Here is a 21,666-nt window from a genome sequence, read left to right as displayed (position 1 = left end):
GAAGAAGGAGAACTACATGACTCACCATTCCGCAGCACACCGGCCCCAGGCCATGAACGAGTGCATCGACAACTGCACGCAATGCCATGCGATCTGCCTGGAGACCATCAACTACTGCCTGACCAAAGGAGGTGTTCACGCGGCCCCGGAGCACATCGCCCTGTTGGCGACGTGTGCCGATACCTGCGCAACCAGTGCCGACGCGATGCTGCGCGGTGCCAGCGTTCACGACGTGGTTTGCGGTGCCTGCGCGGAGATCTGCCGCCAGTGCGCCGATGCATGCGACGCCATGAACGACCCTGAGATGACGCGCTGCGCCGAAGTTTGTCGCCGCTGCGCGGAAAGCTGCAGCGCCATGGCAGCGTAATGCGTCGAGGATCCCGCCTGAGCCGGTGGGATCCTCGTCTCGCGAAAGCGGAAGTATCAAGAAAATCCGACAAATCGTGGTTTCAGTGACAGTCCGACATCTAACGCTTGTCGCATCGAACACAGCGCGGCCCCTCCCGAACGGGCTTTGCATCACATTCCAATGAGGATTTATCCATATGAAGTCGTCCAACGTCATTCGCTCCTTCGCGCTCGTCCTCGCAATCGCGGCCGGGCAGTTTTCGCTGCAGGTCGCGCACGCCCACGCCGCGCTGCAGCAGTCCACACCGGCGGCAAATGCGGTGGTGGCCTCGCCAGGCCAGATCGATCTCGTGTTCAACGAGACATTGATTCCGCGGGCGTCGCGTCTCAAGTTGCTCATGAAGCACGGCAGTTCCACCATGCCGATCGAGAATTTCACGACCGAGATCGTCAACAACGGCAAGACCCTGCGTGCCAAGTTGCCTGGACCGCTGGCTCCGGGCGTCTATACCGTGGAATACCGCGCCGTCGGTGGTGACAACCACCCCATGCCGGGCAGCTTCAGCTTCACAGTGCGCTGAGGAGTCGCGAATGTTCGACCTGTCGGCTTATGCACTGAGATTCTTGGAATACCTTGTCATCATGGTTCTTTTCGGGGTTCCACTCTTCGGTTGGTACGGGTCGCGTCGATCGGCACTCGCCGACGCCTTGGCCGGGTGGTCACTCATGGGCGTTCTATTGGCGGGTGCCGTAGCCGGTCTCGTGCTCACCGGGCTCGATGTCGTCTTCAAGACCGCGGGCATCATGGGAATGCCGCTTGCCGAGGTTGATCGCGCATCGCTTGGCTGGTATCTGCTCGAGACGTCCGCGGGCCGGGCAGCCATGGCGAGAGGCGCGCTGCTGGTCGCGCTGCTGGTCGCCCTGATGTTCGTGCTCGGATGGCATCGTCGCCGCGGGAAGGTGGAGACCGCCTTCCCGCTGGGGGCGATGCTGGCGGGCGGCGCACTCGCTTCGCTGGCATGGAACGGCCACGCCGCCGCTGGCGAGGGCTTGGCAGGCGCGGTCCGGCTTGCTGCAGGCATCGTCCATCTTCTCGCGGCAGGCGGCTGGATCGCAGCGGTCCTGATGTTCCTTGCCATGCTGCTGCGCGGCAAAGAGACGAACGGCAGCGGGCGTCTGCGATCAACGCATGACTTTCTGCATGGTTTTTCGACGCTGGGAACGATCTTCGTTGGTGCGCTCATCGTGTCCGGCATCGCGCACTACGGGGATCTCACCGCGTGGTCGTTTTCGGCCCTGTTCCAGAGCACCTACGGGAAGTTGCTGCTTTTCAAACTGGCCCTGTTCGCTGGAATGCTGGGTTTGGGAGCGCTGCACCGATGGACGCTGGTGCCGCGCTTGGAACGAGCGCTGACCAGCGGAGATCCCGCGCAGGAGGTGCGGGCTTTGCGGCAGAGTGTTACGGCTGAGGCCGCGCTGGCCATCTTGATCCTGATTGTTGTTTCAGTGCTCGGGACGCTCAGCCCCGAATAGCTGTGTAACCCGCAATGGCACACTGCCTTGGCAGTCCATCCCCACTAAAGCGAGCATCGGCATGAACTCACCGTCGTCCCATGACCATCACCATTCTGCAGGCGCAGCCCCTGTCGAGGCTGCGGATGGACGGGTCATCACCAATCCCGTCCGCTATACGGACGATGCTCCCCAGCAAGTTGAAGTGACCGCCCCAGCAGCGGTGGCCCAACCCAGCGGTACCCACGCCACGGTCTACACCTGCCCGATGCATCCGCAGATTCGTCAGCCAGGTCCCGGCACCTGTCCGATCTGCGGCATGGCGCTGGAGCCGGAGATGCCCTCGCTGGAGGAGGACGACAATCCAGAGTTACGCGATTTCACCCGAAGGTTCTGGTGGACGTTGCCTTTGACGTTGATCGTCCTGGTCTTGGCCATGCTGGGACACCGTCTGCCCGGCTTGTCCACGCAGGCGCGCACCTGGATTGAGCTCGTGCTGAGCGCCCCGGTGGTGCTCTGGGCGGGGTGGCCTTTCTTTGAGCGCTGCCTACAGTCCATCGGCAATCGCAGCCCCAACATGTGGACGCTGATCGGCATCGGCGTGGCCGCCGCGTTTGGCTACAGCGTGGTGGCCACCGTGGCACCGGACCTGTTTCCGGACTCTTTCCGCGAGCATGGACGGGTAGGGGTCTACTTCGAGGCGGCAGCGGTCATCGTCTCGCTCACCCTGCTCGGACAGCTGCTGGAACTGCGGGCGCGTTCCAAAACCTCGGCGGCCATCAAGTCCCTGCTGGGATTGGCGCCCAAGACGGCTCGCCGCGTCAAACCCGATGGGGGCGAAGAGGACGTTGCGCTGGATCACGTGCACGTGGGTGATCTGCTTCGCGTACGACCGGGCGAGAAGGTGCCGGTCGATGGGGAAGTCATCGAAGGCCGCGCCAGTGTCGATGAGTCGATGCTGACCGGTGAACCCATTCCGGTGGAGAAGGCTGTCGGTGATCACGTTATAGGCGCCACGCTCAACGGGACGGGCGCCTTAGTCATCCGGGCGGACAAAGTCGGATCCGGGACGGTACTGGCGCAGATTGTGCAGTTGGTAGCCCAAGCCCAGCGCTCCCGCGCGCCGATGCAGCGTATGGCGGACAAGGTGGCGTACTGGTTTGTCCTGGCCGTGCTGGCCACGGCGGTGCTCACGTTCTTCGGATGGGGTCTGTTTGGACCCGAACCGTCCTGGACCTTTGCCGTCCTCAATGCCGTATCGGTTCTGATCATTGCTTGCCCGTGTGCCTTGGGTTTGGCTACCCCCATGTCGATCATGGTCGCCACTGGCCGCGCTGCGCAGGTCGGGGTCCTGTTCCGCGATGCTCAGGCGATCGAGCAGCTACGTCTGATCGACACGTTGATCGTGGACAAGACCGGTACGTTGACCGAGGGGCGTCCAGCCTTTCGCGACACGCTCTCCAACGCCGGCTTCGACGCCGATCAGATCCTTTGTTTGGCCGGCAGCTTGGAGCAGGGCAGTGAGCACCCCTTGGCCGAGGCCATCGTGGCTGAAGCCCAGCGACGTGGCTTGAACCTGGTGGCCGCCCAAGATTTTGATTCGCTCACCGGCCAAGGCGTCCGCGGGCGCGTGTCCGATCAGGATGTCGTGCTCGGCAACCAAAGCCTGATGGCGTCGGTTGGCGCCGATGTAGCACCTTTGCAAAGCAGCGCCGAGCGTCTTCGGAAAGAAGGCGCTAGCGTGATGTTCCTGGCGGTCAATGGTCGGTTGGCCGGCGCCATTGCGGTGGCTGATCCCATCAAAGCCACGACCTTGCCTGCCTTGAACCTGCTACGTGCCGATGGCCTGCACGTGGTGATGGCCTCCGGTGACGCACAGGCGACGGCCGAGGCCGTGGGGCGCACGCTGGGCATCGAGGATGTGCGTGGTGGCGTCAAGCCGCAGGACAAGGCCGACCTGGTCCAGCAACTCAAAGCCCAGGGTCGTCGCGTGGCCATGGCTGGCGATGGCATCAACGATGCGCCGGCCCTGGCGGCAGCCGATGTGGGCATCGCGATGGGGACGGGCACGGATGTGGCCATGTCCAGCGCCCAGCTCACCCTGGTCAAGGGTGATTTGAGGCGCATCGTGCAAGCCCGTGCCATCTCGTCTTTGACGGTGGCCAATATGAAGCAGAACCTGGGCTTCGCCTTCGTCTACAACGCCATCGGCGTGCCTATCGCCGCCGGCTTGCTGTATCCCAGCTTCGGCCTTTTGCTCAGTCCGATGATGGCGGCCCTGGCCATGAGCCTGAGCTCGGTTTCGGTGGTCACCAATGCCCTGCGTTTGTCCGGCTCCACCGTTGTTGCCACCCCCCACCCTGACCGCGCCGATGAGCCTGCGCGCGGCCATTCCTGTCACTGATGGCTCATATCCCACAAGGAGTACTGCAATGAAGCGTTATGCCTCCCTCTCGATGATGGCCTTGTTCCTGATGGCGGGCGCGGCCTTCGCCGGCGGCCAGACCACCACGCCCACCACCGACCACGGTCAGCACAAGCCGGCGGCGGCCGATGCCGATTTCACCAAGCTCGATGCCAACAAGGACGGCTCGCTGTCCAAGGAAGAACTGGCCAAGCACAAGCTGGCGCCGCACTTTGGCATGCTCGATAGCAACAAAGATGGCAAGCTGAGCCCGCAGGAATTCGCTGCCGGCAAGGGTATGTAAGTGTTCTCAGCCCGGGAGCTGTTCCAACAGTTCCCGGGTTCTTCCGCCGTTCTGCCATTCCCACGGAGATTGTTATGTCCTCTTCGCACGGTACGCACGAAAACGCGCAAGACCCGCAGTCCCAGCACGCAAAACCGCACGCCTCACACCAACCTGCCCACCAGGCACAACAAGGGCATCAAGGCCATTACGGCCGCCTGTTGTTGATGATGGGCCTGTCTTTCGTGGCCATGTACGCATTGATGTACGCAATGGTCGATCAGTGGGCTAACGTCTATAACAACGTGAACCAGTTCTACATGGCGGGCCTGATGGCCGCTCCCATGCTGCTGATCGAGCTGTGGCTAATGTCCAGCATGTACCCCGATCGCCGACGCAATCTGATTCTGGCTGGTCTGACGGTGGCGTTCATGCTGTTCTGCTGGTGGGGCATTCGCACTCAAGCAGCGGTCACTGACAAGCAGTTCATCCGTTCGATGATTCCCCACCACGCTGGCGCCATCCTGATGTGTGAGGAGAATCGTCTGAAGGATCCTGAGTTGGTGAAGCTCTGCCAGGACATTATTACCTCGCAGACACAGGAGATCGCGCAAATGAAGCAGTTGCTGGCTGAGCGTTCCCGTTAGCTCACTGCCTTTTGCCAGCCGATATCACTTCACTGAGCCTGCGCACTGACCATTCGGTGGATCAAACGCGCGGCCACACGTGCGGTGGCTTGATCCGGATCCAGGGGCGGACACAGTTCCGCCACGTCGACCACACGTACCTTGCCCGAGGCCATGACCAGATCCAGCAGGGCTTCCAGGACCTCCAGACTCACCCCGCGTGGGTTGGGGGCGCTCACGCCCGGGGCCACCACCATTGAGTACGCCGGCAAGATCACCAGCGGCTTGGGTAGCTACACCCAGTGGCGTGGCTTGGGCTCACTGCGTATGGGCAAGAACCGTTGGACCGGCGTCTATTCGGCGCAGTACATCGGCAGCGCGGACGACATCATCGCCGTGCCCGACACGATCGGCTCGCATGTGTCCAGCGTGGTGTACCACAGCCTGCAACTGAGCTACGGCATCAAGAAGAAATGGGATATCTCCGCCGGCGTTGAAAAAGTGCTCGATAAGAAGGCGCCGTTCGTGAAGAACAACCCCAACACCGACACCGACACCATGACGTACGACTTGCTGGGTCGTCGCTGGAATGTCCGCTTTGGTTACCACTGGTAAGCCACGATCACGAGGAGCTACACATCATGAGAAACACGCAACTATCCGCCACACTACTGCTGTTCGCTGTGGCCGGCAGTGCCGGTGCGCACGACCTGTTTGTCGCTTTCTCCAAGCCTGGCACCGCAGCGGGCGAGGCGAACACCGCCTTGGTGAACAACGGCACCTTCGATGAAAGTGCTGGCGCAGTCACCCGAGCGCGTCTACAGGACGTTTCGCTGAGCCAGGACGGTGCCAAGGCCGCCCCGGACCTGGCCAGTTGGAAAGAGATCGGCAAGCAAAGCCAACTCACCGTCCATCCGGCGGGCGAGGGCACCTATCTGCTGGGTGTCTCGACGATGGCTTCCACCAGCACACGTACGGCCAGCGAGTTGGGCAAGTACCTGGAGCTGGAAGACTTGCCCGATACGCTGGCCACCTATGACGCAAGCAAGTTCCCCAAAGGGGTCACCTATAGCTATACCAAGCATGCCCGTGCCATTGGACAGGTGGGCACGAAACTGACCGACGACTTCGCTGCCTCGCTGGGCTATCCGTTGGAGATCCGCTTGACCCGCAATCCTGGAAGCGTGAAGGTCGGCGATCAGCTGTCGTTCCAAGTGCTGCAGCAGGGCACGCCAGTGCCCAACCTACGCGTGTACGTCGGTCATCGTGCTGATGCACCGGTCAAGGGCGGGCACGGTAGCGCTACGCTCCTGCGCACCGATGCCCAAGGCCAAGCCAGTTTCCAGGTGACCACCGCCAAGACCTGGTACATCCACACCAATCACATGGTGCCCTCTACACAAAAGGCTTTGGATTTTGTGTCGGATCGGGCGTCGCTGAGCTTTGAGATTTCCCCGCACGCCGGGCACTGACAAGTAGGCACGTAGGCGGTACTCTCCCCTTTGACGCCAGTCATGACTTCTTCCATGACTCGCGTCTTTTTGTGGGGACGGACCTCAGGTGCTCAGTCTGTCTCTCATTGGTCGCCCCGCGCCGCGCGCAATCCACGTCGCCGCACCAGATAGAACGCTGCGGGAATCACCACCATAGAGAGCACCGGTGCGGTGAGCATGCCACCCAGCATCGGCGCGGCGATACGTTGCATGACCTCCGAGCCGGCACCGGCACCAACGAACAGCGGAAACAACCCGGCCAGGATGACGGCTACCGTCATCGCCTTCGGGCGCACCCGCTGCACGGCACCTTCGTAGATAGCCTCTTGCAGGGTAGACACATCTTCCGGCGCACCGCTGGCCAAGCGCTGCTCCCAAGCATGACGCAGGTACAGCAACATGATGACGCCGAACTCAGCCGCAACGCCACCCAGGGCGATGAATCCGATCATGCTGGCCACCGAAATCGCATGGCCCAGCCCCCAGATCAACCAGAAACCGCCCACCAACGCCAAGGGCAAGCTGAGCAGGATGATGGATACATCGCTGAGCCGGCGAAACACCATCCAGATGACCAGGAAGATGATCGCCAACGCCGCGGGCACCACCCATTGCAGGCGTGCCAAAGCCCGTTGCAGATACTCGTACTGCCCCGACCACGCCAGACCATAGCCGGCAGGCAAACTCACCTGGGTCTGCACCGCGGCTTGCAGGTCCTGGACCACCGATCCCAAGTCGCGATCGGCCACATCCACGTAGATGTAGCCCACCAACCGGCCGTTATCGCTCTTGAGCATCGGCGGGCCTGGGCTGATTGACAGCTCCGCCACCTGGCTCAAGGTCAGTTGCACACCGCCTGGCGCGATCAGCGGCAGATCCTGCAAGGCCTGCAACGAGTCACGCTGGCCACGGGGGTAGCGCAAGACGATGGGATAGCGTTCGCGCCCCTCGATCGTTTCCCCGATTGGATCACCGCCAACGACCGTGGCAATCAGTTGCTGGAGTTGGCCTTGAGTGAATCCGTAACGTGCAGCGATTTCCGGGCGCACCTGTACATCGACATAGCGCCCACCCGTGACGCGTTCGGCCAGTGCCGAACTCACGCCGGGCACAGTCTTGGCCACCTGCTCGATCTGCTGGCTCAGGCGCTCGATCTGCTCCACATCGGGTCCGGAGACCTTGATCCCAATCGGGCTCTTGATGCCGGTGGCCAACATATCGATGCGATTGCGAATGGGCGGGACCCATAGGTTGGTCAGACCGGGAATCTTGACCGCTGCGTCCAACTCCTGGCGTAGCTTCTGGGGGGTCATGCCCGGGCGCCATTGATCCCGCGGCTTGAAGGTCACGGTGGTCTCAAACATTTCGATCGGTGCCGGATCGGTCGCACTTTCGGCACGGCCCGCCTTGCCGAACACGTGCTCAACCTCCGGTACGGTCTTGATCATCCGGCCCGAGAGCTGGAGCAACTGACGGGCCTTGTCGGCGGACAGGCCGGGCAGGGCCGTGGGCATGTACAACAGGCTGCCTTCTTCCAAGGGCGGCATGAACTCACTGCCCAACCGGCTAAAGGGGATCAAGGTGAGCACTAGCAGCAGGCCGCTGAGCAGCAAGGTGACACCGGGATGTTTGAGGACCCACAGCAGGATGGGCCGATAGCCAGCGATCAGGATGCGATTGATGGGGTTCTGCTGTTCCGGGCGGATGCGGCCGCGGATCAGGTAGCCCATCAAGACGGGGATCAAGGTCACCGACAACCCTGCTGCGGCGGCCATCGCGTAGGTCTTGGTGTAGGCCAGAGGCGAGAACAATCGCCCTTCCTGCGCCTGCAGGGCAAAAACCGGCACGAAAGACAGGGTGATGACCAGCAAGCTGGCGAACAGGGCCGGTCCGACCTCGGCCGCCGAGCGGGCCATCAGCTGCCAGCGCTCCTCACCCTGAGGTTCCCGGCCGTGCGCCTCCCGCCAGTGCTCCAGATGCTTGTGTGCATTTTCGATCATCACCACCGCTGCATCGACCATCGCACCAATGGCGATGGCGATGCCGCCTAATGACAGCAAGTTGGCGGAGATCCCCTGGGCGTGCATCACGATGAAGGCCGCCAGGATACCCAAAGGCAGGGTGATGACGGCCACCAACGCCGAGCGTAGGTGCCACAGGAACAGCAGGCATACCAGCGCTACGACCAGAAACTCTTCGCCAAGCTTGTGGGTGAGGTTGCGTACCGCATCCTGGATCAGCTCGGAGCGGTCGTACACCGGCACCACTTCCACGCCCTCGGGCAAGCTGGATTGCAACGCCTGCAGTCGCGCTTTGACGTTCCGAATGGCCCCCAAGGCATCCTTGCCGGTCCGCAGGACGATCACGCCGCCGGCCACCTCACCTTGACCATCCAACTCTGCGATACCACGACGGAAGACCGGCCCGCGACTGATCGTGGCCACCTCGCCGAGCAGGACGGGGATGCCGTCGTTGCCGGTTACCGGCACCTGTTCGAACGCCTCCTGTGTGCGCAGGTAGCCTTCGCTGCGCACCATCAGTTCGGCTTCGCCTTGTTCGATCACCGAGCCCCCGGTAGCGCCGTTGGCCGCATCCACCGCCTCGATGAGCTCGGCCACCGTCAGTCCACGGGCCGCCAACGCCTGCGGATCGGGCTGGATCTGCCAGGCGCGCACCGCACCGCCCACACTGGCTACTTCAGCCACGTCCGGCACGGTTTTTAGCTCATAACGAAGAAACCAGTCCTGCAACGCACGCAGCTGCCCCACATCACGTTGACCTGTCCGATCCACCAAGGCGTACTGGTAGATCCAGCCCAGTCCTGTCGCATCAGGACCCAGCGCCGGATTCACATTCGGCGGAAGTCGATCGCGTACCTGGCTCAAGTACTCGAGCACTCGAGAGCGCGCCCAGTAAAGATCAGTGGCATCGTCAAACAGGATGTAGACGAATGAATCACCGAAGAAGGAGAAGCCGCGTACCGCCTTCACGCCCGGCACGGACAACATCGTGGTGGCCAACGGGTAGGTGACCTGGTCTTCGATGATGCGCGGGGTTTGCCCCGCCCATTGCGTGCGGATGATGACCTGGGTATCGGACAGGTCCGGCAGCGCATCCAGCGGCGTGTTCTTTACCGACCAGATACCGACCACCGCCAGCAGCGCGGCGGCAACCAGCACCAGCACGCGATTGGCGATGCAAGCATGGATCAGGCGCGCGATCATGGTGTGCCCTCCATCGCTTCGGACATGACCTCGCTTGCCTGGCAATCAGCGGCTGCGGCGGGGCCGAACTTGGGTACCAACTGCATATCCATGAACGGTGACTTGCCCGGCTTGTCGAAATGCTTCTCCGGCACCATCGGGTCATACCAGTACTGCACCGGGCAGCGCGGCGGCGTAGAGGTGGAGGTGTCTGGCGCGACAGGCGCCGGCTGTCTGGACGGTGACGGCACGACAGTGCGTGGTTCGTGCCCGGCGTCATGGCGCTCGTGCACACCTGATGCGCTGGCAGGGCGTGTCGGTTGTGCAGCACCCAGGCGCTCCAACGCACCGGAGAGACTGGCTTCGGAGTCGAGCAAGAACTGACCCGAGACGACCACGCGTTCACCACCGGCCAAGCCTGCCACGATCTGCGTGCGCCCTTGCACGCTACGTCCCACACTCACCCGCACTGGCCGGAAGCTCCCGTCCGGATCCTGCACGATGACCCGGCTGTCCCGCCCGGTGGCGATCAGCGCCTCCGTGGGAACGACTGGCAGGGCCTGCTCGGCGTCGGGCTGCACCAGAACCTCGGCGAACATGCCCGGCACCAGCCGACGCTGCGGGTTGCGCAGCACAATTCGCGCCCGCTGCGTGCGACTAGCCATGTCGACCTGGGGAAGCAACGCCTGGATCTGTCCGGCAAAGCGCTCTGCCGGCCAGGCACTGACCGTGGCCTGCACTGAGGTCCCCGGCCGCAAGGTGCCCAGCGCTGCCTGGGGTACCGAGGCCTCCAGCCACAACGTGTCCAGCCCATTGATCTTGAACAGTGGCGTACCGGGCATCACCGTCTGTCCCTCGCGTGCCAGGATCTCGGTCACGACACCACTGTGGTCTGCGCTAAGCACGACGCCACTTCTGGCCGAGGCGCCAGAAGGAACACCCAACGAACGCAACCGTTCTTGCGCCGCACCCTGCAGCTCACGCGCGCCCGCGGACTGAGCTTGGCTCAGGGCATGTGCTTCGGCGATGGCCGCGTTCCATGCCGGGGCCTGCACGGTGGCCAGCGTTTGACCACGACGAACCTCGGTAAACGGCGCCTTTACCTGCACGTGGGTGATCAAGCCTTCCATGCGCGCACTGATCACGCTTTCCTGGGTCAGATCCCACGTCAGTGTGCCCGGCACGCGTACGGCAGTCCCTAGTAACTCTACCGTCACTTCCTGAGTGCGTATGCCCACGTTCTGCTGCAGGCGCGGATCGATCTGCGTTCCGCCCCCTATGGCCTCATCTGCGTATTTGGGCAGCAACTCCATATCCATGAACGGAGATTTGCCCGGCTTGTCGAATCGCTGCTCCGGCGCCATGGGGTCGTACCAGTACAGCACCTTGCGTGCTTGATCTGCGACGCTCGTGCCGGGGGGCGGGGTGGTATCAGAGGTTCGAGTCATCCAGGCGTAGCCGCCGGCAAAGCCGAGCGCCAGCAACCCGAGGGCCACGGCGAGCTGTGTGAGACGCGTCTTGGTCGGGCTCATGGCGTGTTCTCCTCATGGGGTAGCAGATAGGCCAGTGCCGCCCAGGCACGGCCCTGTTCGCCCAGCAGACGGGCGTTCTCCAGGTGCAATTCGATCTCATCGCGCCGCGCTTCCAGCCACGGCTGCAGGTCGGCACCGGCGCCGTAGGCGGCCAACGCCGTGCGTGCACGATCGCGCGCCAAAGGCAGGCTCTGCGTGTTCTGGCGCTCCAACTGGCCGGTTAACCCGCGCCATCGCGCTATCGCGCGTTGCACCGACTCGGCTTGGATGCGCCGGGCCTCATCGCGCTCTGCGGACACCGCCTCCAGCTCGGCCCGCCGTGCCGCGATGCCTCGTGCTTGGCGGTTCTTCTGGAACAGCGGCAGGCCCACACCCACTTCCACCATGAGCATGTCGCTGCGCGCCATGCCGTCGGGTGCGCGCTCGCGACGTCCGTAGGTGAGCTCCACACTCCAATCCGGGCGGGTTTCGGCCACGGCCGCATCCACCTGGGCCTGGGCTAAGCTCTCGCGTGCCTCCCAGCCCAGTAGTGGCGTGTGTTGGTCCAGTTTGGCCAGCAGTTGGGTGGGCTCCAATGGCAACTGCGAAAAATCCGGTGCCGCACCACTGGCCAAGATCGCCTCTGGTGCAATACCCAACCACCGCGCCAGGCCGGCCTGCGCGGCGGCGTGCTCCGCATGTACCTGCTCCAGGCGATTGTCCAACTGCAGTAGGGCGGCCTGGGCGGCAAGCACATCACTGGCCCCGGCCGTGCCGCCTGCCAAGCGAGCACGCGCCGCACGCTCGGCTATACGGGCCGGCTCGCGCAGACCTTCCAACGCATCTACGGCTTGCTGCGTACTCCACAGCTCGATCCAGGCCAGCGCGGCCGCTTGGGCCACCATCTGCTGTTCGGCCATCGACAGTGAGCGCGCTTGCGCCAGCGTCGCTTGCGCCAACGCGTGCTCGGCACGTCGTTTCGCACGCGCAGGAAACTCCTGCATCAGACCGATTTGCTGGGTGGTCATCTCATCGGCCCGCAAGCTGAAGGCATCGGGTCCGCTGACGGGCCAGTTCGCCAGCCCCACGATCAAACGTGGGTCGGGAAGCGCGCCAGCACGCGCGGCTTCTTCGGTACTGGCATCGATCTGCGATCGGCGCACCTGCAGGGTTGGGGCGTTAGCAAGCGCCCGTTGTAGGGCTTCTGTGTAGCTGATCGGGATAGCGGGCGATGCCGCCAGCACAGGACCACTGAGCGCCAGGGCAAACACGAACCCACACGCCATCTTGCGCCTTGCACGCAAGAAGAAAGACATCTCCATAAGACCTCCGGGAAACGACAACGAGCGCGCTGCAACGCATGCAGCACGAGCACGGGTCAATCCAGGAGGGGGCTTAAATCAGCAGGCTACAGAAGCGCTGCAGGGGAGGCGGATCGGACACGCACACCGGAACATCCCGATAGAACTGCGCGTGTACCGGTGGCAACAGAGCCTGCACCAGCGCGAAGGCGGCCAGCGCGGGCTGGTAAGGCACTTGAGGGGCCTTCGCATCGGCCGTGGCGATGTGATCGCGCTGGCAATGCTGGTCGCACAACGCCGGAGCATCGGGATCCGGCGTGGACATCTCTTCGCAACCGACCATCAGGGTCGCTTGTCCAGCTTCCACCGATTCCAGCGGACAGGCGTAAGCCACCAGCGCGAGTTGCTGCAGCAGCAGCGCCCACAGTCCCAGCCATGCCAGTCGGGCACGAGAACGGGGTCGCCGCCATCGCCTCAGCAGCCTCACCATGACAGCTCCCGCACGCCCGAAGCAGCGCCTGCGGACGCTGGGCAGATCAGGGCAGGGGACGTGCGAGCTCTCATGATGGCCAGTCTAGCCCTCTTGGGGCCGACTGTCATTGATCAGGATCAAGCCCTCGCGCGGACTCAGCGGTGGCATCCGCCGCAGCAGGAGGATGCGGCGGCCGGGGCGGCCGGCGTACCAGCCTCAGAAGGGAGCACCGCAGCGATCACATAGCCTTGCCGCTGGATGGCCTCAACCGCCTGTTCTACGGCAAGCAGGCCCTCGACCTTGACCACGCCACTGCCCAGATCGACGACCACCTGGGCGTGGGGGTCAAGGGCCTGAATGGCTTGGGTGACCGTTCGGACACAGTGACCACAGGTCATACCTTCAACAACGAGATTCATGGACAACCCTCCAAAAGCATCGGCGGTTTGCCGACGGTGTCACGATGAGCCTTCCCACGGTGGGAAGGTCAAACGACAGGCAAGTTGAGTGGTGATCCGTCCCGCGTTGTTGACCTTCCCATCATGGGAAGGCTCAGGCTACCTGCTCGTTCCTATTGGCCCTCACTCCATGGACATAACGCTCACTTATGCGAATTAAGTTATTGATTATATTACATTAATACAGGAATCGCAAGGTCTGTAGTTGCACCGTGCCCTGGCCGGCCACAAACGCGATAAGCTAAGCATTCCTTAGTGCTAGTCATTCTTGATGTCATGACGATGCCATCTGAGCGCACCCGCAATGTGCTGCAGGCGGGCGCGTTCCTCAGGCAGCTAGCGGCCAGCCAAGCCGTGCCTAAAGAGGTGCGGCAAGAGGCATATCGACTGCTGCGGCACTATCCAACCGTCAGCGACATCGAGGCGATTGCTGAGCACGAAGAGCGGCTGCGAGCGCTGACCCAGTCGGCCTTCGTACGACCCTACCTGAGCAGCGAGATCGAGGCGGATTGGTTCTCCGGGTACCCGCTTGGCCCTCATCGCATCTGACCATGAAGCAACCGAGCAGGCCGCGTGGAAGAGGGACTACGTCTGCGGAGACAGCGCTGGAGGCTTCCTTTGAACGGGCCCGCGACAGTGCAGCCGAGGAACGCGCATTCTTCAAGCGACTGATGGATGCGATCGTGTACGTGCATGCGCCCATCTCGGACGACGCGCAGACACTGCGGCTGGTCCAGTTCCGCCATCCTGACGGTTTCGATGCGATCCCTTTCTTTACCTCGCTCGACAAGGCGCAGGCGGCCAGCTCGTCTGCTGTCAGAATTCTGGGAGTTTCAGGCCGTGAGCTGCTAACCGGTACTCGCGGCGCGACGTTGATGCTCAATCCCAACTACGGCGGCGTTGTCCTGTACCCGGAAGAGGTTGCGACATTGTTGGATACGGGCTTTCTGGCCAGGGTGGAACGTCTGGCGCCGGCGGAGTTCGCGGTGAGACCTGCCCAGGCCGCGCCGGCTTGGCTCGCTCCGGCCATCAGCGGCAGCCTTGAGCACGCCGACTTCGTCTCGTCGGCCTATCTCCTGGAAACTCACTCGTCAGGGGGCGTCGAACAGCCTCCCGGTCTGTTGATCTGGCTGGTGGTGGACCTGGCTTTCGCCGAGCGGGCGGCTCGTCTGGTGACCACCGCCATACAGCCCTTATGCTCAGATTTGGACGTCATCATCGACTTGGCGGTCCACGACGTATCGCTGCCTTTGCCGGCGGGCTTGGATGATCCCCAGATCCTGCCCATATTTTTTCACGAGAATCAAGCCAACTTGAGCACAGCTCATCGGCCTATGAGCCCTGAAGATAAGCTACTAGCACTCCTTCCGGGATTGACCGAGGAAGAGAAGGAACGGCGGACCCGCGAGGGTATGGCCGACGTCGACGCTGGACGTACGATCCCGCACGAGGAACTACTGCAATGGATCAGGCGACGGTCAGAGCCTTCTTGAAGGTTTCCGTTGGGTCAGGAGCGTGGAAACTCTTGAATCCAATATTCAAGAAGGGCACGCGTGCCTGAGCAGTACTCCAGGAATGCCTGTGTCACGCGGCTTCTGGTTCAATCAAGCCTAGGTCTGTAATCCACGAACTGCCTGACGTCGAGGGGTGTTTCCTCGTTGAATCATGGTGTTAGAGACGATTCGGCTGTTTTTCTCACGAATCCCTGCCGACCTTCTTGCTCAAAAGGACCGAACTCACGCAGCACAGCCAGAATCTCGGCCAAGTGGTCCACAGGCTGGCCGCTCGGGAGGAACTGCCATGTCGGGTAGCGGTAACTGGGCGACGGATTGGTGACGTAGACCCCCAGCAACTTGCCAGCGCGGCGCAACTGGCTGACCAAGCGGCCACCGTTCGGAGCATGAGAGCCAAGCCCCTGACTGACCTGTGCTGCAGTGAGCCATTGCTCAGCAAGTGTTTGGCGCGCGTCAGCCGCATCTCGGAGGATCCGTTGAGCGGGCGTAAAGGTGTCGAAGTGCATTCAGCCGCCTCGCACTATGGAGACCACACAGAACACGAGTCTAGCAAGTCGGAAGATTGTGGGCGATCTGTGGGGAAAACGTCCCAAGCCTCACGAATAGGGCACGCCCGCGGAGGGGAGCGGCATGCTCCCCATTTGGAATTCAAGCCTGGTCGTCAACTGGCGCAGTTGGCCCGTTGTTTTTAACAGCCTGAATTCCTGCCTCGCGGGCCTGGGTGGAAGAGTAGGTCTCACTGGTACCAATGCGCTCGCCATTAGCGGCCTTGAGGTTGAACATAGGCTGGCCGTTTGCCGCGTTCTTGCGCTCATAGCGCGAATCTTCAGGAGAGTTCGCCTTGACTGAAGCAATTCCAGTCAGTGCCCCTTGCTTGGAGGCATACAATTCACTGGTGAGGATGATCTCGTTGTTGCCGGCCTTAAGGACAAAGCGGTACTGCGTTCCCGAACGACTCAGAACATATCGAGCTGCCATGCAAGTTCCCCTAGCTGCGCCTGGATTGGCCAAGCGAATCTGTCAGAGGAAATCCTGAGTGTCTATCAGGGAAAGCCGCACCTCGACGAAAGATCGGCAGCATCCGGCAAAAACCGAAGCCATATAGACATTCACATCGCCCTGACAAACATAAGATGCGTTATGCGAGGTAACGCATGGATTTTATTGTGTTTTTTGAGTACGTCCCGATAGTACACCGAGTCGTCAACCTCATCAATACCTGGCGCAGCCCAGGACGCACGTAGCGCGAACGGCATGGGCATCATCACCAGCGCGGCCGGGCCACGCCTAGTGGCCGGCTGAAAGGCGAGCTAAAAGCGTGGGGGAAACGTCCCGAATTGCCTGGTCAAGGTTCAGCGCAAGGATCAGGGTTCACCAGCGGCCATCATCGCTAGAAGAGGAGAACTCTTGCTTGGCCACGGCCAGGACCAGATCCGGATCCAGAGCAAGTACCTCTGATGGCTTCGCGCCGGACAATAGAGCATGCGGAGCGACCAGCCACTCGATTTCCTCCCACCCAGACGTAGGTTCGCCGCTTGAAACGCCATATGGCCCACGCAGTAGCGCCAACACTGCAGAGAGGCCAGCCCAAGGTGTCCCAGCAGGGTCGAGCTGCCACTGTGGAAAGAGATAGAGCTTCCGTTCTGCGATCCACACGCCCAAAACGCTGTCAGATTGAAGGCATTGCTTCAGGGTCCGGCCTTGGAGGGCATCCGGGCTCAGCAACGCTTCGAAAGTGTCCGCATCGAGCCAATCTGTCGCGACATCCACCCTGGCTTGAGCAGACGCGGTCGTTTCCGATGGTGGATCCCAGTGCATAGGACGCCTGCTGCAGAAGCTGCTTGCCACAAGAATGCCACGGCTCGCCACTCAGGTAACCTGTGGGGGAAACGTCTCAACCCATCTGACCAGTCAGGCCGAGGGCTGCCCACAAGCGCAGCTAGCCGTCGGCAGCGCGTGTTACGGTGCAGTACCGATACATCTGATCCACCATTGGGCGAGGTGACGACCATGAATCTGATGACTGCCATGCTCCGCGGATTCGTCCAGGGCGCGAGGGAAACCCCGGCCGGGTTCTTCTCTCCGATAACTGGCCTGTGGCGGATCATGTCTACTCAGACAGATCGGGCCATCGGCAGGCACCGGCGGAAAGCGCTTCGATGAGGACGGACAGGCCTTCGATGAAGTAAGAGGCTCCTTAAACTGCGAGCTCAACTGGTCCTGTAACGGTAGATGTGTGCAACGGGCCAATCTACAGCCAGAAATCTCTGCATGGATTCACGGCGAGCCAGTATTGTCTGCCTGAAGGGGCAGAATCTCTGCCTGATCAGGGCAGAATTGTCTGTCGACGAACAATGTGCAGCGCGCCCGCGACATCCTCCGGGCCGAAGGTAAGAACCCCTCGGTGGACGCCGTCCGCGTGGCGCTGGGCAACACTGGGTCCAAAACCACCATCCATCGCTACCTGAAGGAGCTGGAAGAGGAGGAAGGGCAAGGCCTACGCGCCAAGATCGCTGTCAGCGATGCCCTGCAGGACCTGGTCGCGCGGCTGGCCGAGCGACTGCACGGCGAGGCCGAGGCGCTGATCGCCCAAGCGCAAGAGCGCTTCCAGGCCGAGCTGCAAGCGGGCACCCAAACCTTGGAACAGGCCCGGCAAGAGGCCGGAAGCCTCAGTGCGCAGCTTCAGCGCACCGAGGCGGCGCTGCAGACAGAGCGCGAGGCCGGCGAAGCGGCTAGGCGCGACTTGGCCAGCCGTACCACTGAACTGGCCCAGCTAGAGGAGCGCATCGCGGGCCTCACAGCGCGACTGACCGAGCACGAAAGCCATGCGCGCTCCCTGGAACAGAAGCACGAGCATGCCAGGGAAGCCCTTGAGCACTACCGCACCTCGGTCAAAGACCAGCGCGAGCAGGAGCAACGCCGGCATGAGCACCAGGTGCAGGAACTGCAGGTCGCCCTGCGCCAAGCCAACGAAGTGTTGACCACCAAAAACCACGACCTGGTGCAGCTCAACAGGGAAAACGGCCAATGGCTGGAACGCCACACTCGGCTGGAAAGGGAGTTAGCGCAGTTGCGCCAGACCATCCAGACACAACAAGGCGAGCTCGATACGCTGCGCCTCACAGCGGCCGAACACCAGGCGCTGCAGGTGCGCTGGAGCCAAGATACCCAGAGTTTGGAAGCAGTACGACAGGAGCTCACCCAAGCTCGGACCGAATTGACCCAGGAGCGCGAACGACGCGAGCACGCCGAGGCGGGGACCCTGCGCGCCACGGTGCGTCTGAGCACCTTGGAGCTGCTTTTGGCCCAGCTACAGCCGGCCAGTACCGGCGGTAAAGGCTCGAAGCGGATCTCATCGGAAGAGACGCCGGAGCCATAACCTAGGTTGAGAACACTAGGCGCAACGATCGCAAGGAGCTTTGCTATGACCGTGGTAACGACCACACCCCCGGAAATCACCCGTGCAGTGCGGCGCCTGACCGATTCCGTCGTGCGCGGCGCAGAGCCCGTCTATCTGCCTGTGCAGCCGGAAGCCGATGCGATCGTGCATGAGTGCTTTCCCAACGTGCAAGCGAAGATCACGCGGGACGGCGGCCAGATGCGGTGCGGTTGGCAGCTGTGGGAATGGCCGCACGTGCTGGTGGAGGCAGAATTCCATGCCGTGTGGGTCAGCCCCGAGGGTGAAATGGTCGACATCACGCCAAAGCCTGAAGGTGAGACACGCATTCTCTTTGTGCCCGATCCGCGCAGACGCTACGAGGGCTTGGCCATCGACAACGTCCGCATGCCGTTACGCGATGACATGCTCATCAAGCACTTCATCCAGATGTCTGAAGCGATAGTCCGGGTGATGAACCGCGGCGAGCGAGCATCCCAATATGGAGAGGTGAGCGTTCCCGCCAATGAAATCCAGCCCCTTCTACAGGCCAGGGATTTCTTGGGCCAGTCACTCGGTGCGGGACTGCGTGAACATACGCCGTGCCTGTGTGGCAGCGGCAGCAAGTACAAGCGCTGCCATGGCGCGCAAGTAGAAGCATTCTTCCGTCATTGACGGTGGTGCCCCCGGTCGGAATCGAACCGACGTGTACGCGCTTATCTGGCGCGTGCTCTCACCGGGGTATAAGGCCGGCGCTCTGACCAACATGAGCAACAGGGGCGTGATCGATCAATGCGATCACGCCGGTATTCGGTGGCCGAGCTGGCAGATGTGACTCATGGCGCAAGCATACCCAATTCGCTCAATGCATCAAAGCCAGCAGAGCTTCTATACCCTGAGTCGCCGGTACGACTTGGCCCATGCTGGCGGCGGCAGGCGATCGGTAGCGACCAGCCACGCCATCCGCAACGCCTGCGCATCCGCCAGCGCGTGATGGCGCTTGGCGTTTTGCTCCGGATGTGCGGCGAACCAATCTTCTACCAGCATTCCCGTGAGGCCGTCCTTCAGCATGCGCGTCAGGATGGGGGTGGGAATTGGGCCGCAGGCTGCAGCCTGCTCGTCAGGCAGTTCAAAGCCATCCAAGGCGTACTGCAAGAGGTGCAAGTCGTTTGGGTAGTCCGCCATCACCGCTGGCGTCGCAACCGACCCCAGAAAGGCACGAAGCGCCGTGGTCAAAGCCGCATCCGACATGGCCGCATTTCCGCGGGTCAGCAGCGGGTATACGGCCTGGCGAACAAAGTCGGTCGGCGTTTCGGAAAGATCGGCACGTTCGGCGTAAAAGTCCTGCTCCCCATCCTCCCGGACCAGCGCGAGGCTGACCAACTCAGCGCCCAATACATCGGACCACTCGGTATCAAGAAAGTAATATGTCACCGCCATCACTCCATGGTGCCACAACACCATGCGATAAATAACCCGTTGCATGGTGCAACGTGAAATCTGGGGAAGGAGGTAGTCCCGTCGTCACAAAACGGCTCTCCGACCTCGTCGCCGTTGGGCGCAGCGGCCCAATATGCAGGGATAGTGGGTTTGTTAGCTGTTGCCGAGGTTGTCACTTCCGGCCCTGGGCAGGGTGCTTTCATCCATCTTGGGGCGTTTGCCGATGGGTAACGCTCCGCTGATCATGTATACGACGTCCTCGGCTATGTTGGTTGCGTGGTCACCAACCCGCTCGATATTTTTGACGACGAACAGCAGGTGAGCTAAGTCAAATGCGGAGGCGCGGTCGTCGGCCATGCATTGGACGATATCCTTGAACAAGATCGTGTGCATCGCGTCAATTACTGCATCTTCCTCCCAAACGCGATAAGCCGAATGAATGTCCATCGTGGCAAAGGACTCCCGCGCTGATTTCAGCTGCAATAGCGTGAGCTCGGCCATACGCTGCATAGGCTCCGCAAGCTCTGCTGGTATCGGAGCCTCGCTCATTGCCATCGAGCGTTTGGCAATGTTGTAAGCAAGATCGCCCACGCGCTCCAGGTTTGAACTAATTCGGATTGCCGCCATCACATGGCGAAGGTCGATCGCTAGCGGCTGTCTACGCGCGATCATGCTCACAGCGTCGCTATCAATCTGCGCCGCAAGCCGGTTCAGTCGCTCCTCACGCTCTGCCACTTCCTTGGCCATTTGCTCGTTGCCACGCCGTAGCGACCAGACGGCATCCGTAAGCTGCTGTTCGGCAAGGATGCCGAGCTCAAGGATGTGTGAAGTAAGCCCCCGCAGCTCGACATCGAAAGACTGGACAATATGGTCGGTCATGACCTTTGCTCCTCAGCCGAAACGGCCGGTGATGTACTCGTGGGTCTTCTGCTCTTTCGGATTGGTAAAAAACTCCGCCGTAGGGCCACTCTCAATGAGCTGTCCCATGTGCATGAATGCCGTCCTGTCCGAGATCCGCGCAGCCTGCTGCATGTTGTGGGTAACAATGACGATGGTGTACTGCGCACGCAACTCGTCGATCAGCTCTTCAATCCGCGCAGTTGCAATGGGATCGAGTGCAGATGTGGGTTCATCAAAGAGAATTATCTCGGGGTTGGGCGCCAGCGCCCTGGCTATGCACAGACGCTGCTGCTGACCGCCGGACAACTCGAATGCTGACTTACCAAGCCTGTCCTTCACCTCATCCCAGAGGGCCGCTCCGCGCAATGCGCGTTCGACATGCTCAGTGACAACTGATTTGTTGCGCACACCGCGAATCATGATCCCTGAGGCCACGTTGTCAAAGATCGATTTCGGGAACGGATTTGGCTTCTGAAAAACCATGCCAATGCGCAGCCTCACGCGCATCGGGTCCACATCCGGCCCTACGATATTCAGGTTCTCCGGCATGAGGGTAATCGCGCCGGAGTACCGGTTATTCGGATACAGGTCATGCATCCGGTTGAAGCAGCGCAGTAGCGTACTTTTGCCGCAGCCCGAGGGGCCGATCAGCGCAGTGACCTGGTTGCTGCCGATCGACAGGTTGATGTCCTTCAGCGCGTGGAACTTGTCATAATGGAAGTCAAGCCCACGGACCTCAGCACGCACCGTCGCATCGTGGGCGGGGGTTGAGGTGCGTTCGGCCACGGGAACCGGAATTGAGATGGTCGAGTGATTCATGTTGTC

General features: G+C 61.8%; 22 protein-coding genes and 1 tRNA gene. 12 read left to right on the top strand and 11 right to left on the bottom strand.

Annotation, left to right across the window (positions count from 1 at the left end):
• Nucleotides 1-16 precede the first annotated feature (16 nt).
• The 8 genes from N5D91_RS18555 to N5D91_RS18520 all read left to right on the top strand — a co-directional run bounded on the left by N5D91_RS18555 (nucleotide 17) and on the right by N5D91_RS18520 (nucleotide 6,645).
• Nucleotides 17-367 carry a four-helix bundle copper-binding protein gene (locus tag N5D91_RS18555; RefSeq protein WP_012480213.1) on the top strand — a complete coding sequence of 117 codons (351 nt, stop codon included), beginning with the start codon at nucleotides 17-19 and terminating at the stop codon, nucleotides 365-367.
• A gap of 178 nt (nucleotides 368-545) precedes the next feature.
• A complete protein-coding gene (gene copC / locus N5D91_RS18550) occupies nucleotides 546-929 on the top strand; it encodes a copper homeostasis periplasmic binding protein CopC (protein WP_005413416.1) in 384 nt (127 codons plus the stop codon).
• A 10-nt stretch (nucleotides 930-939) separates the two neighbouring features.
• Entirely contained in the window at nucleotides 940-1,881 is a 942-nt protein-coding gene (gene copD / locus N5D91_RS18545) for a copper homeostasis membrane protein CopD (RefSeq protein WP_012480212.1), read from the top strand.
• Nucleotides 1,882-1,942: 61 nt separating this feature from the next.
• Complete coding sequence (locus N5D91_RS18540) at nucleotides 1,943-4,264, top strand: copper-translocating P-type ATPase (RefSeq protein WP_219625521.1); 2,322 nt, start codon at nucleotides 1,943-1,945, stop codon at nucleotides 4,262-4,264.
• A gap of 28 nt (nucleotides 4,265-4,292) precedes the next feature.
• Nucleotides 4,293-4,568 carry a hypothetical protein gene (locus tag N5D91_RS18535; RefSeq protein WP_005413412.1) on the top strand — a complete coding sequence of 92 codons (276 nt, stop codon included), beginning with the start codon at nucleotides 4,293-4,295 and terminating at the stop codon, nucleotides 4,566-4,568.
• Nucleotides 4,569-4,642: 74 nt separating this feature from the next.
• On the top strand, nucleotides 4,643-5,194 hold the full coding sequence (locus N5D91_RS18530; protein ID WP_005995733.1) for a DUF305 domain-containing protein: 552 nt from the start codon (nucleotides 4,643-4,645) through the stop codon (nucleotides 5,192-5,194).
• A gap of 153 nt (nucleotides 5,195-5,347) precedes the next feature.
• Entirely contained in the window at nucleotides 5,348-5,788 is a 441-nt protein-coding gene (locus N5D91_RS18525) for a TonB-dependent receptor (protein ID WP_229298439.1), read from the top strand.
• 26 nt (nucleotides 5,789-5,814) lie between these two features.
• Nucleotides 5,815-6,645: a DUF4198 domain-containing protein gene (locus N5D91_RS18520; RefSeq protein WP_012480210.1), complete on the top strand. Its 831-nt coding sequence runs from the start codon at nucleotides 5,815-5,817 to the stop codon at nucleotides 6,643-6,645.
• A 104-nt stretch (nucleotides 6,646-6,749) separates the two neighbouring features.
• Here N5D91_RS18520 and N5D91_RS18515 read toward each other — a convergent pair whose 3' ends face one another.
• The 5 genes from N5D91_RS18515 to N5D91_RS18495 form a co-directional block, all read right to left on the bottom strand.
• Entirely contained in the window at nucleotides 6,750-9,890 is a 3,141-nt protein-coding gene (locus N5D91_RS18515; protein WP_005413407.1) for a CusA/CzcA family heavy metal efflux RND transporter, read from the bottom strand.
• Nucleotides 9,887-11,401 (bottom strand): efflux RND transporter periplasmic adaptor subunit, encoded by a 1,515-nt coding sequence (locus N5D91_RS18510; protein ID WP_180855440.1) that lies wholly within the window; start codon nucleotides 11,399-11,401, stop codon nucleotides 9,887-9,889. Before N5D91_RS18510 ends, N5D91_RS18515 begins: the two co-directional genes overlap by 4 nt.
• Entirely contained in the window at nucleotides 11,398-12,702 is a 1,305-nt protein-coding gene (locus tag N5D91_RS18505) for a TolC family protein (protein ID WP_170935783.1), read from the bottom strand. The genes N5D91_RS18510 and N5D91_RS18505 overlap by 4 nt, the downstream gene beginning before the upstream one ends.
• Nucleotides 12,703-12,775: 73 nt before the next feature.
• Nucleotides 12,776-13,171, bottom strand: coding sequence for a hypothetical protein (locus tag N5D91_RS18500; RefSeq protein WP_012480207.1), 396 nt, complete (start codon nucleotides 13,169-13,171; stop codon nucleotides 12,776-12,778).
• A gap of 137 nt (nucleotides 13,172-13,308) precedes the next feature.
• Nucleotides 13,309-13,572: a cation transporter gene (locus tag N5D91_RS18495; protein WP_180855441.1), complete on the bottom strand. Its 264-nt coding sequence runs from the start codon at nucleotides 13,570-13,572 to the stop codon at nucleotides 13,309-13,311.
• A 294-nt stretch (nucleotides 13,573-13,866) separates the two neighbouring features.
• On the opposite strand from N5D91_RS18495, the gene N5D91_RS18490 reads away from it, so the two are divergent.
• The gene (locus N5D91_RS18490; RefSeq protein ID WP_223224794.1) at nucleotides 13,867-14,160 is read left to right on the top strand and encodes a BPSL0761 family protein; all 294 of its coding nucleotides are present in this window, start codon (nucleotides 13,867-13,869) and stop codon (nucleotides 14,158-14,160) included.
• Between the two features lie 2 nt (nucleotides 14,161-14,162).
• Nucleotides 14,163-15,104: an SseB family protein gene (locus tag N5D91_RS18485; RefSeq protein ID WP_049401588.1), complete on the top strand. Its 942-nt coding sequence runs from the start codon at nucleotides 14,163-14,165 to the stop codon at nucleotides 15,102-15,104.
• Between the two features lie 170 nt (nucleotides 15,105-15,274).
• Here the strand turns inward: N5D91_RS18485 and N5D91_RS18480 are convergent, their stop codons facing one another.
• Together N5D91_RS18480 and N5D91_RS18475 are read right to left on the bottom strand one after the other, a co-directional pair.
• Complete coding sequence (locus tag N5D91_RS18480; RefSeq protein WP_129111535.1) at nucleotides 15,275-15,631, bottom strand: hypothetical protein; 357 nt, start codon at nucleotides 15,629-15,631, stop codon at nucleotides 15,275-15,277.
• 142 nt (nucleotides 15,632-15,773) lie between these two features.
• Nucleotides 15,774-16,103 (bottom strand): YegP family protein, encoded by a 330-nt coding sequence (locus N5D91_RS18475; RefSeq protein ID WP_074038356.1) that lies wholly within the window; start codon nucleotides 16,101-16,103, stop codon nucleotides 15,774-15,776.
• Nucleotides 16,104-17,466: 1,363 nt separating this feature from the next.
• Here N5D91_RS18475 and N5D91_RS18470 point away from each other — a divergent pair.
• Together N5D91_RS18470 and N5D91_RS18465 are read left to right on the top strand one after the other, a co-directional pair.
• Nucleotides 17,467-18,504, top strand: a complete 1,038-nt coding sequence (locus tag N5D91_RS18470) for a DNA-binding protein (RefSeq protein WP_180855445.1) — start codon at nucleotides 17,467-17,469, stop codon at nucleotides 18,502-18,504.
• 45 nt (nucleotides 18,505-18,549) lie between these two features.
• Complete coding sequence (locus tag N5D91_RS18465) at nucleotides 18,550-19,176, top strand: SEC-C domain-containing protein (protein ID WP_019184711.1); 627 nt, start codon at nucleotides 18,550-18,552, stop codon at nucleotides 19,174-19,176.
• A 3-nt stretch (nucleotides 19,177-19,179) separates the two neighbouring features.
• Here N5D91_RS18465 and N5D91_RS18460 read toward each other — a convergent pair.
• From N5D91_RS18460 to pstB, 4 genes are all read right to left on the bottom strand, one after another.
• Nucleotides 19,180-19,282, bottom strand: a tRNA-Ile gene (locus N5D91_RS18460).
• A gap of 107 nt (nucleotides 19,283-19,389) precedes the next feature.
• Complete coding sequence (locus tag N5D91_RS18455; protein WP_228892862.1) at nucleotides 19,390-19,986, bottom strand: 3'-5' exoribonuclease; 597 nt, start codon at nucleotides 19,984-19,986, stop codon at nucleotides 19,390-19,392.
• Between the two features lie 108 nt (nucleotides 19,987-20,094).
• A complete protein-coding gene (gene phoU, locus N5D91_RS18450) occupies nucleotides 20,095-20,820 on the bottom strand; it encodes a phosphate signaling complex protein PhoU (RefSeq protein ID WP_180855442.1) in 726 nt (241 codons plus the stop codon).
• Between the two features lie 12 nt (nucleotides 20,821-20,832).
• Nucleotides 20,833-21,660 carry a phosphate ABC transporter ATP-binding protein PstB gene (gene pstB / locus N5D91_RS18445; RefSeq protein WP_074038423.1) on the bottom strand — a complete coding sequence of 276 codons (828 nt, stop codon included), beginning with the start codon at nucleotides 21,658-21,660 and terminating at the stop codon, nucleotides 20,833-20,835.
• Between the last annotated feature and the right edge of the window lie 6 nt (nucleotides 21,661-21,666).

This window comes from Stenotrophomonas sp. GD03794 (assembly GCF_029842145.1).
GTDB lineage: Bacteria > Pseudomonadota > Gammaproteobacteria > Xanthomonadales > Xanthomonadaceae > Stenotrophomonas > Stenotrophomonas riyadhensis.
Note: the sequence above shows the minus strand (reverse complement) of the source record. Positions and strands in the feature narration are given on the sequence as shown.

Coding starts and splice junctions, on each gene's coding strand:
- N5D91_RS18535 (WP_005413412.1), top strand. CDS start 4,293: ATGAAGCGTTATGCCTCCCTCTCGATGATGGCCTTGTTCCTGATGGCG.
- N5D91_RS18500 (WP_012480207.1), bottom strand. CDS start 13,171: ATGGTGAGGCTGCTGAGGCGATGGCGGCGACCCCGTTCTCGTGCCCGA.
- copD (WP_012480212.1), top strand. CDS start 940: ATGTTCGACCTGTCGGCTTATGCACTGAGATTCTTGGAATACCTTGTC.
- N5D91_RS18455 (WP_228892862.1), bottom strand. CDS start 19,986: ATGCAACGGGTTATTTATCGCATGGTGTTGTGGCACCATGGAGTGATG.
- phoU (WP_180855442.1), bottom strand. CDS start 20,820: ATGACCGACCATATTGTCCAGTCTTTCGATGTCGAGCTGCGGGGGCTT.
- N5D91_RS18495 (WP_180855441.1), bottom strand. CDS start 13,572: ATGAATCTCGTTGTTGAAGGTATGACCTGTGGTCACTGTGTCCGAACG.
- N5D91_RS18540 (WP_219625521.1), top strand. CDS start 1,943: ATGAACTCACCGTCGTCCCATGACCATCACCATTCTGCAGGCGCAGCC.
- N5D91_RS18520 (WP_012480210.1), top strand. CDS start 5,815: ATGAGAAACACGCAACTATCCGCCACACTACTGCTGTTCGCTGTGGCC.
- N5D91_RS18505 (WP_170935783.1), bottom strand. CDS start 12,702: ATGGAGATGTCTTTCTTCTTGCGTGCAAGGCGCAAGATGGCGTGTGGG.
- N5D91_RS18555 (WP_012480213.1), top strand. CDS start 17: ATGACTCACCATTCCGCAGCACACCGGCCCCAGGCCATGAACGAGTGC.
- copC (WP_005413416.1), top strand. CDS start 546: ATGAAGTCGTCCAACGTCATTCGCTCCTTCGCGCTCGTCCTCGCAATC.
- N5D91_RS18510 (WP_180855440.1), bottom strand. CDS start 11,401: ATGAGCCCGACCAAGACGCGTCTCACACAGCTCGCCGTGGCCCTCGGG.
- pstB (WP_074038423.1), bottom strand. CDS start 21,660: ATGAATCACTCGACCATCTCAATTCCGGTTCCCGTGGCCGAACGCACC.
- N5D91_RS18530 (WP_005995733.1), top strand. CDS start 4,643: ATGTCCTCTTCGCACGGTACGCACGAAAACGCGCAAGACCCGCAGTCC.
- N5D91_RS18525 (WP_229298439.1), top strand. CDS start 5,348: ATGACCAGATCCAGCAGGGCTTCCAGGACCTCCAGACTCACCCCGCGT.
- N5D91_RS18480 (WP_129111535.1), bottom strand. CDS start 15,631: ATGCACTTCGACACCTTTACGCCCGCTCAACGGATCCTCCGAGATGCG.
- N5D91_RS18465 (WP_019184711.1), top strand. CDS start 18,550: ATGACCGTGGTAACGACCACACCCCCGGAAATCACCCGTGCAGTGCGG.
- N5D91_RS18485 (WP_049401588.1), top strand. CDS start 14,163: ATGAAGCAACCGAGCAGGCCGCGTGGAAGAGGGACTACGTCTGCGGAG.
- N5D91_RS18475 (WP_074038356.1), bottom strand. CDS start 16,103: ATGGCAGCTCGATATGTTCTGAGTCGTTCGGGAACGCAGTACCGCTTT.
- N5D91_RS18515 (WP_005413407.1), bottom strand. CDS start 9,890: ATGATCGCGCGCCTGATCCATGCTTGCATCGCCAATCGCGTGCTGGTG.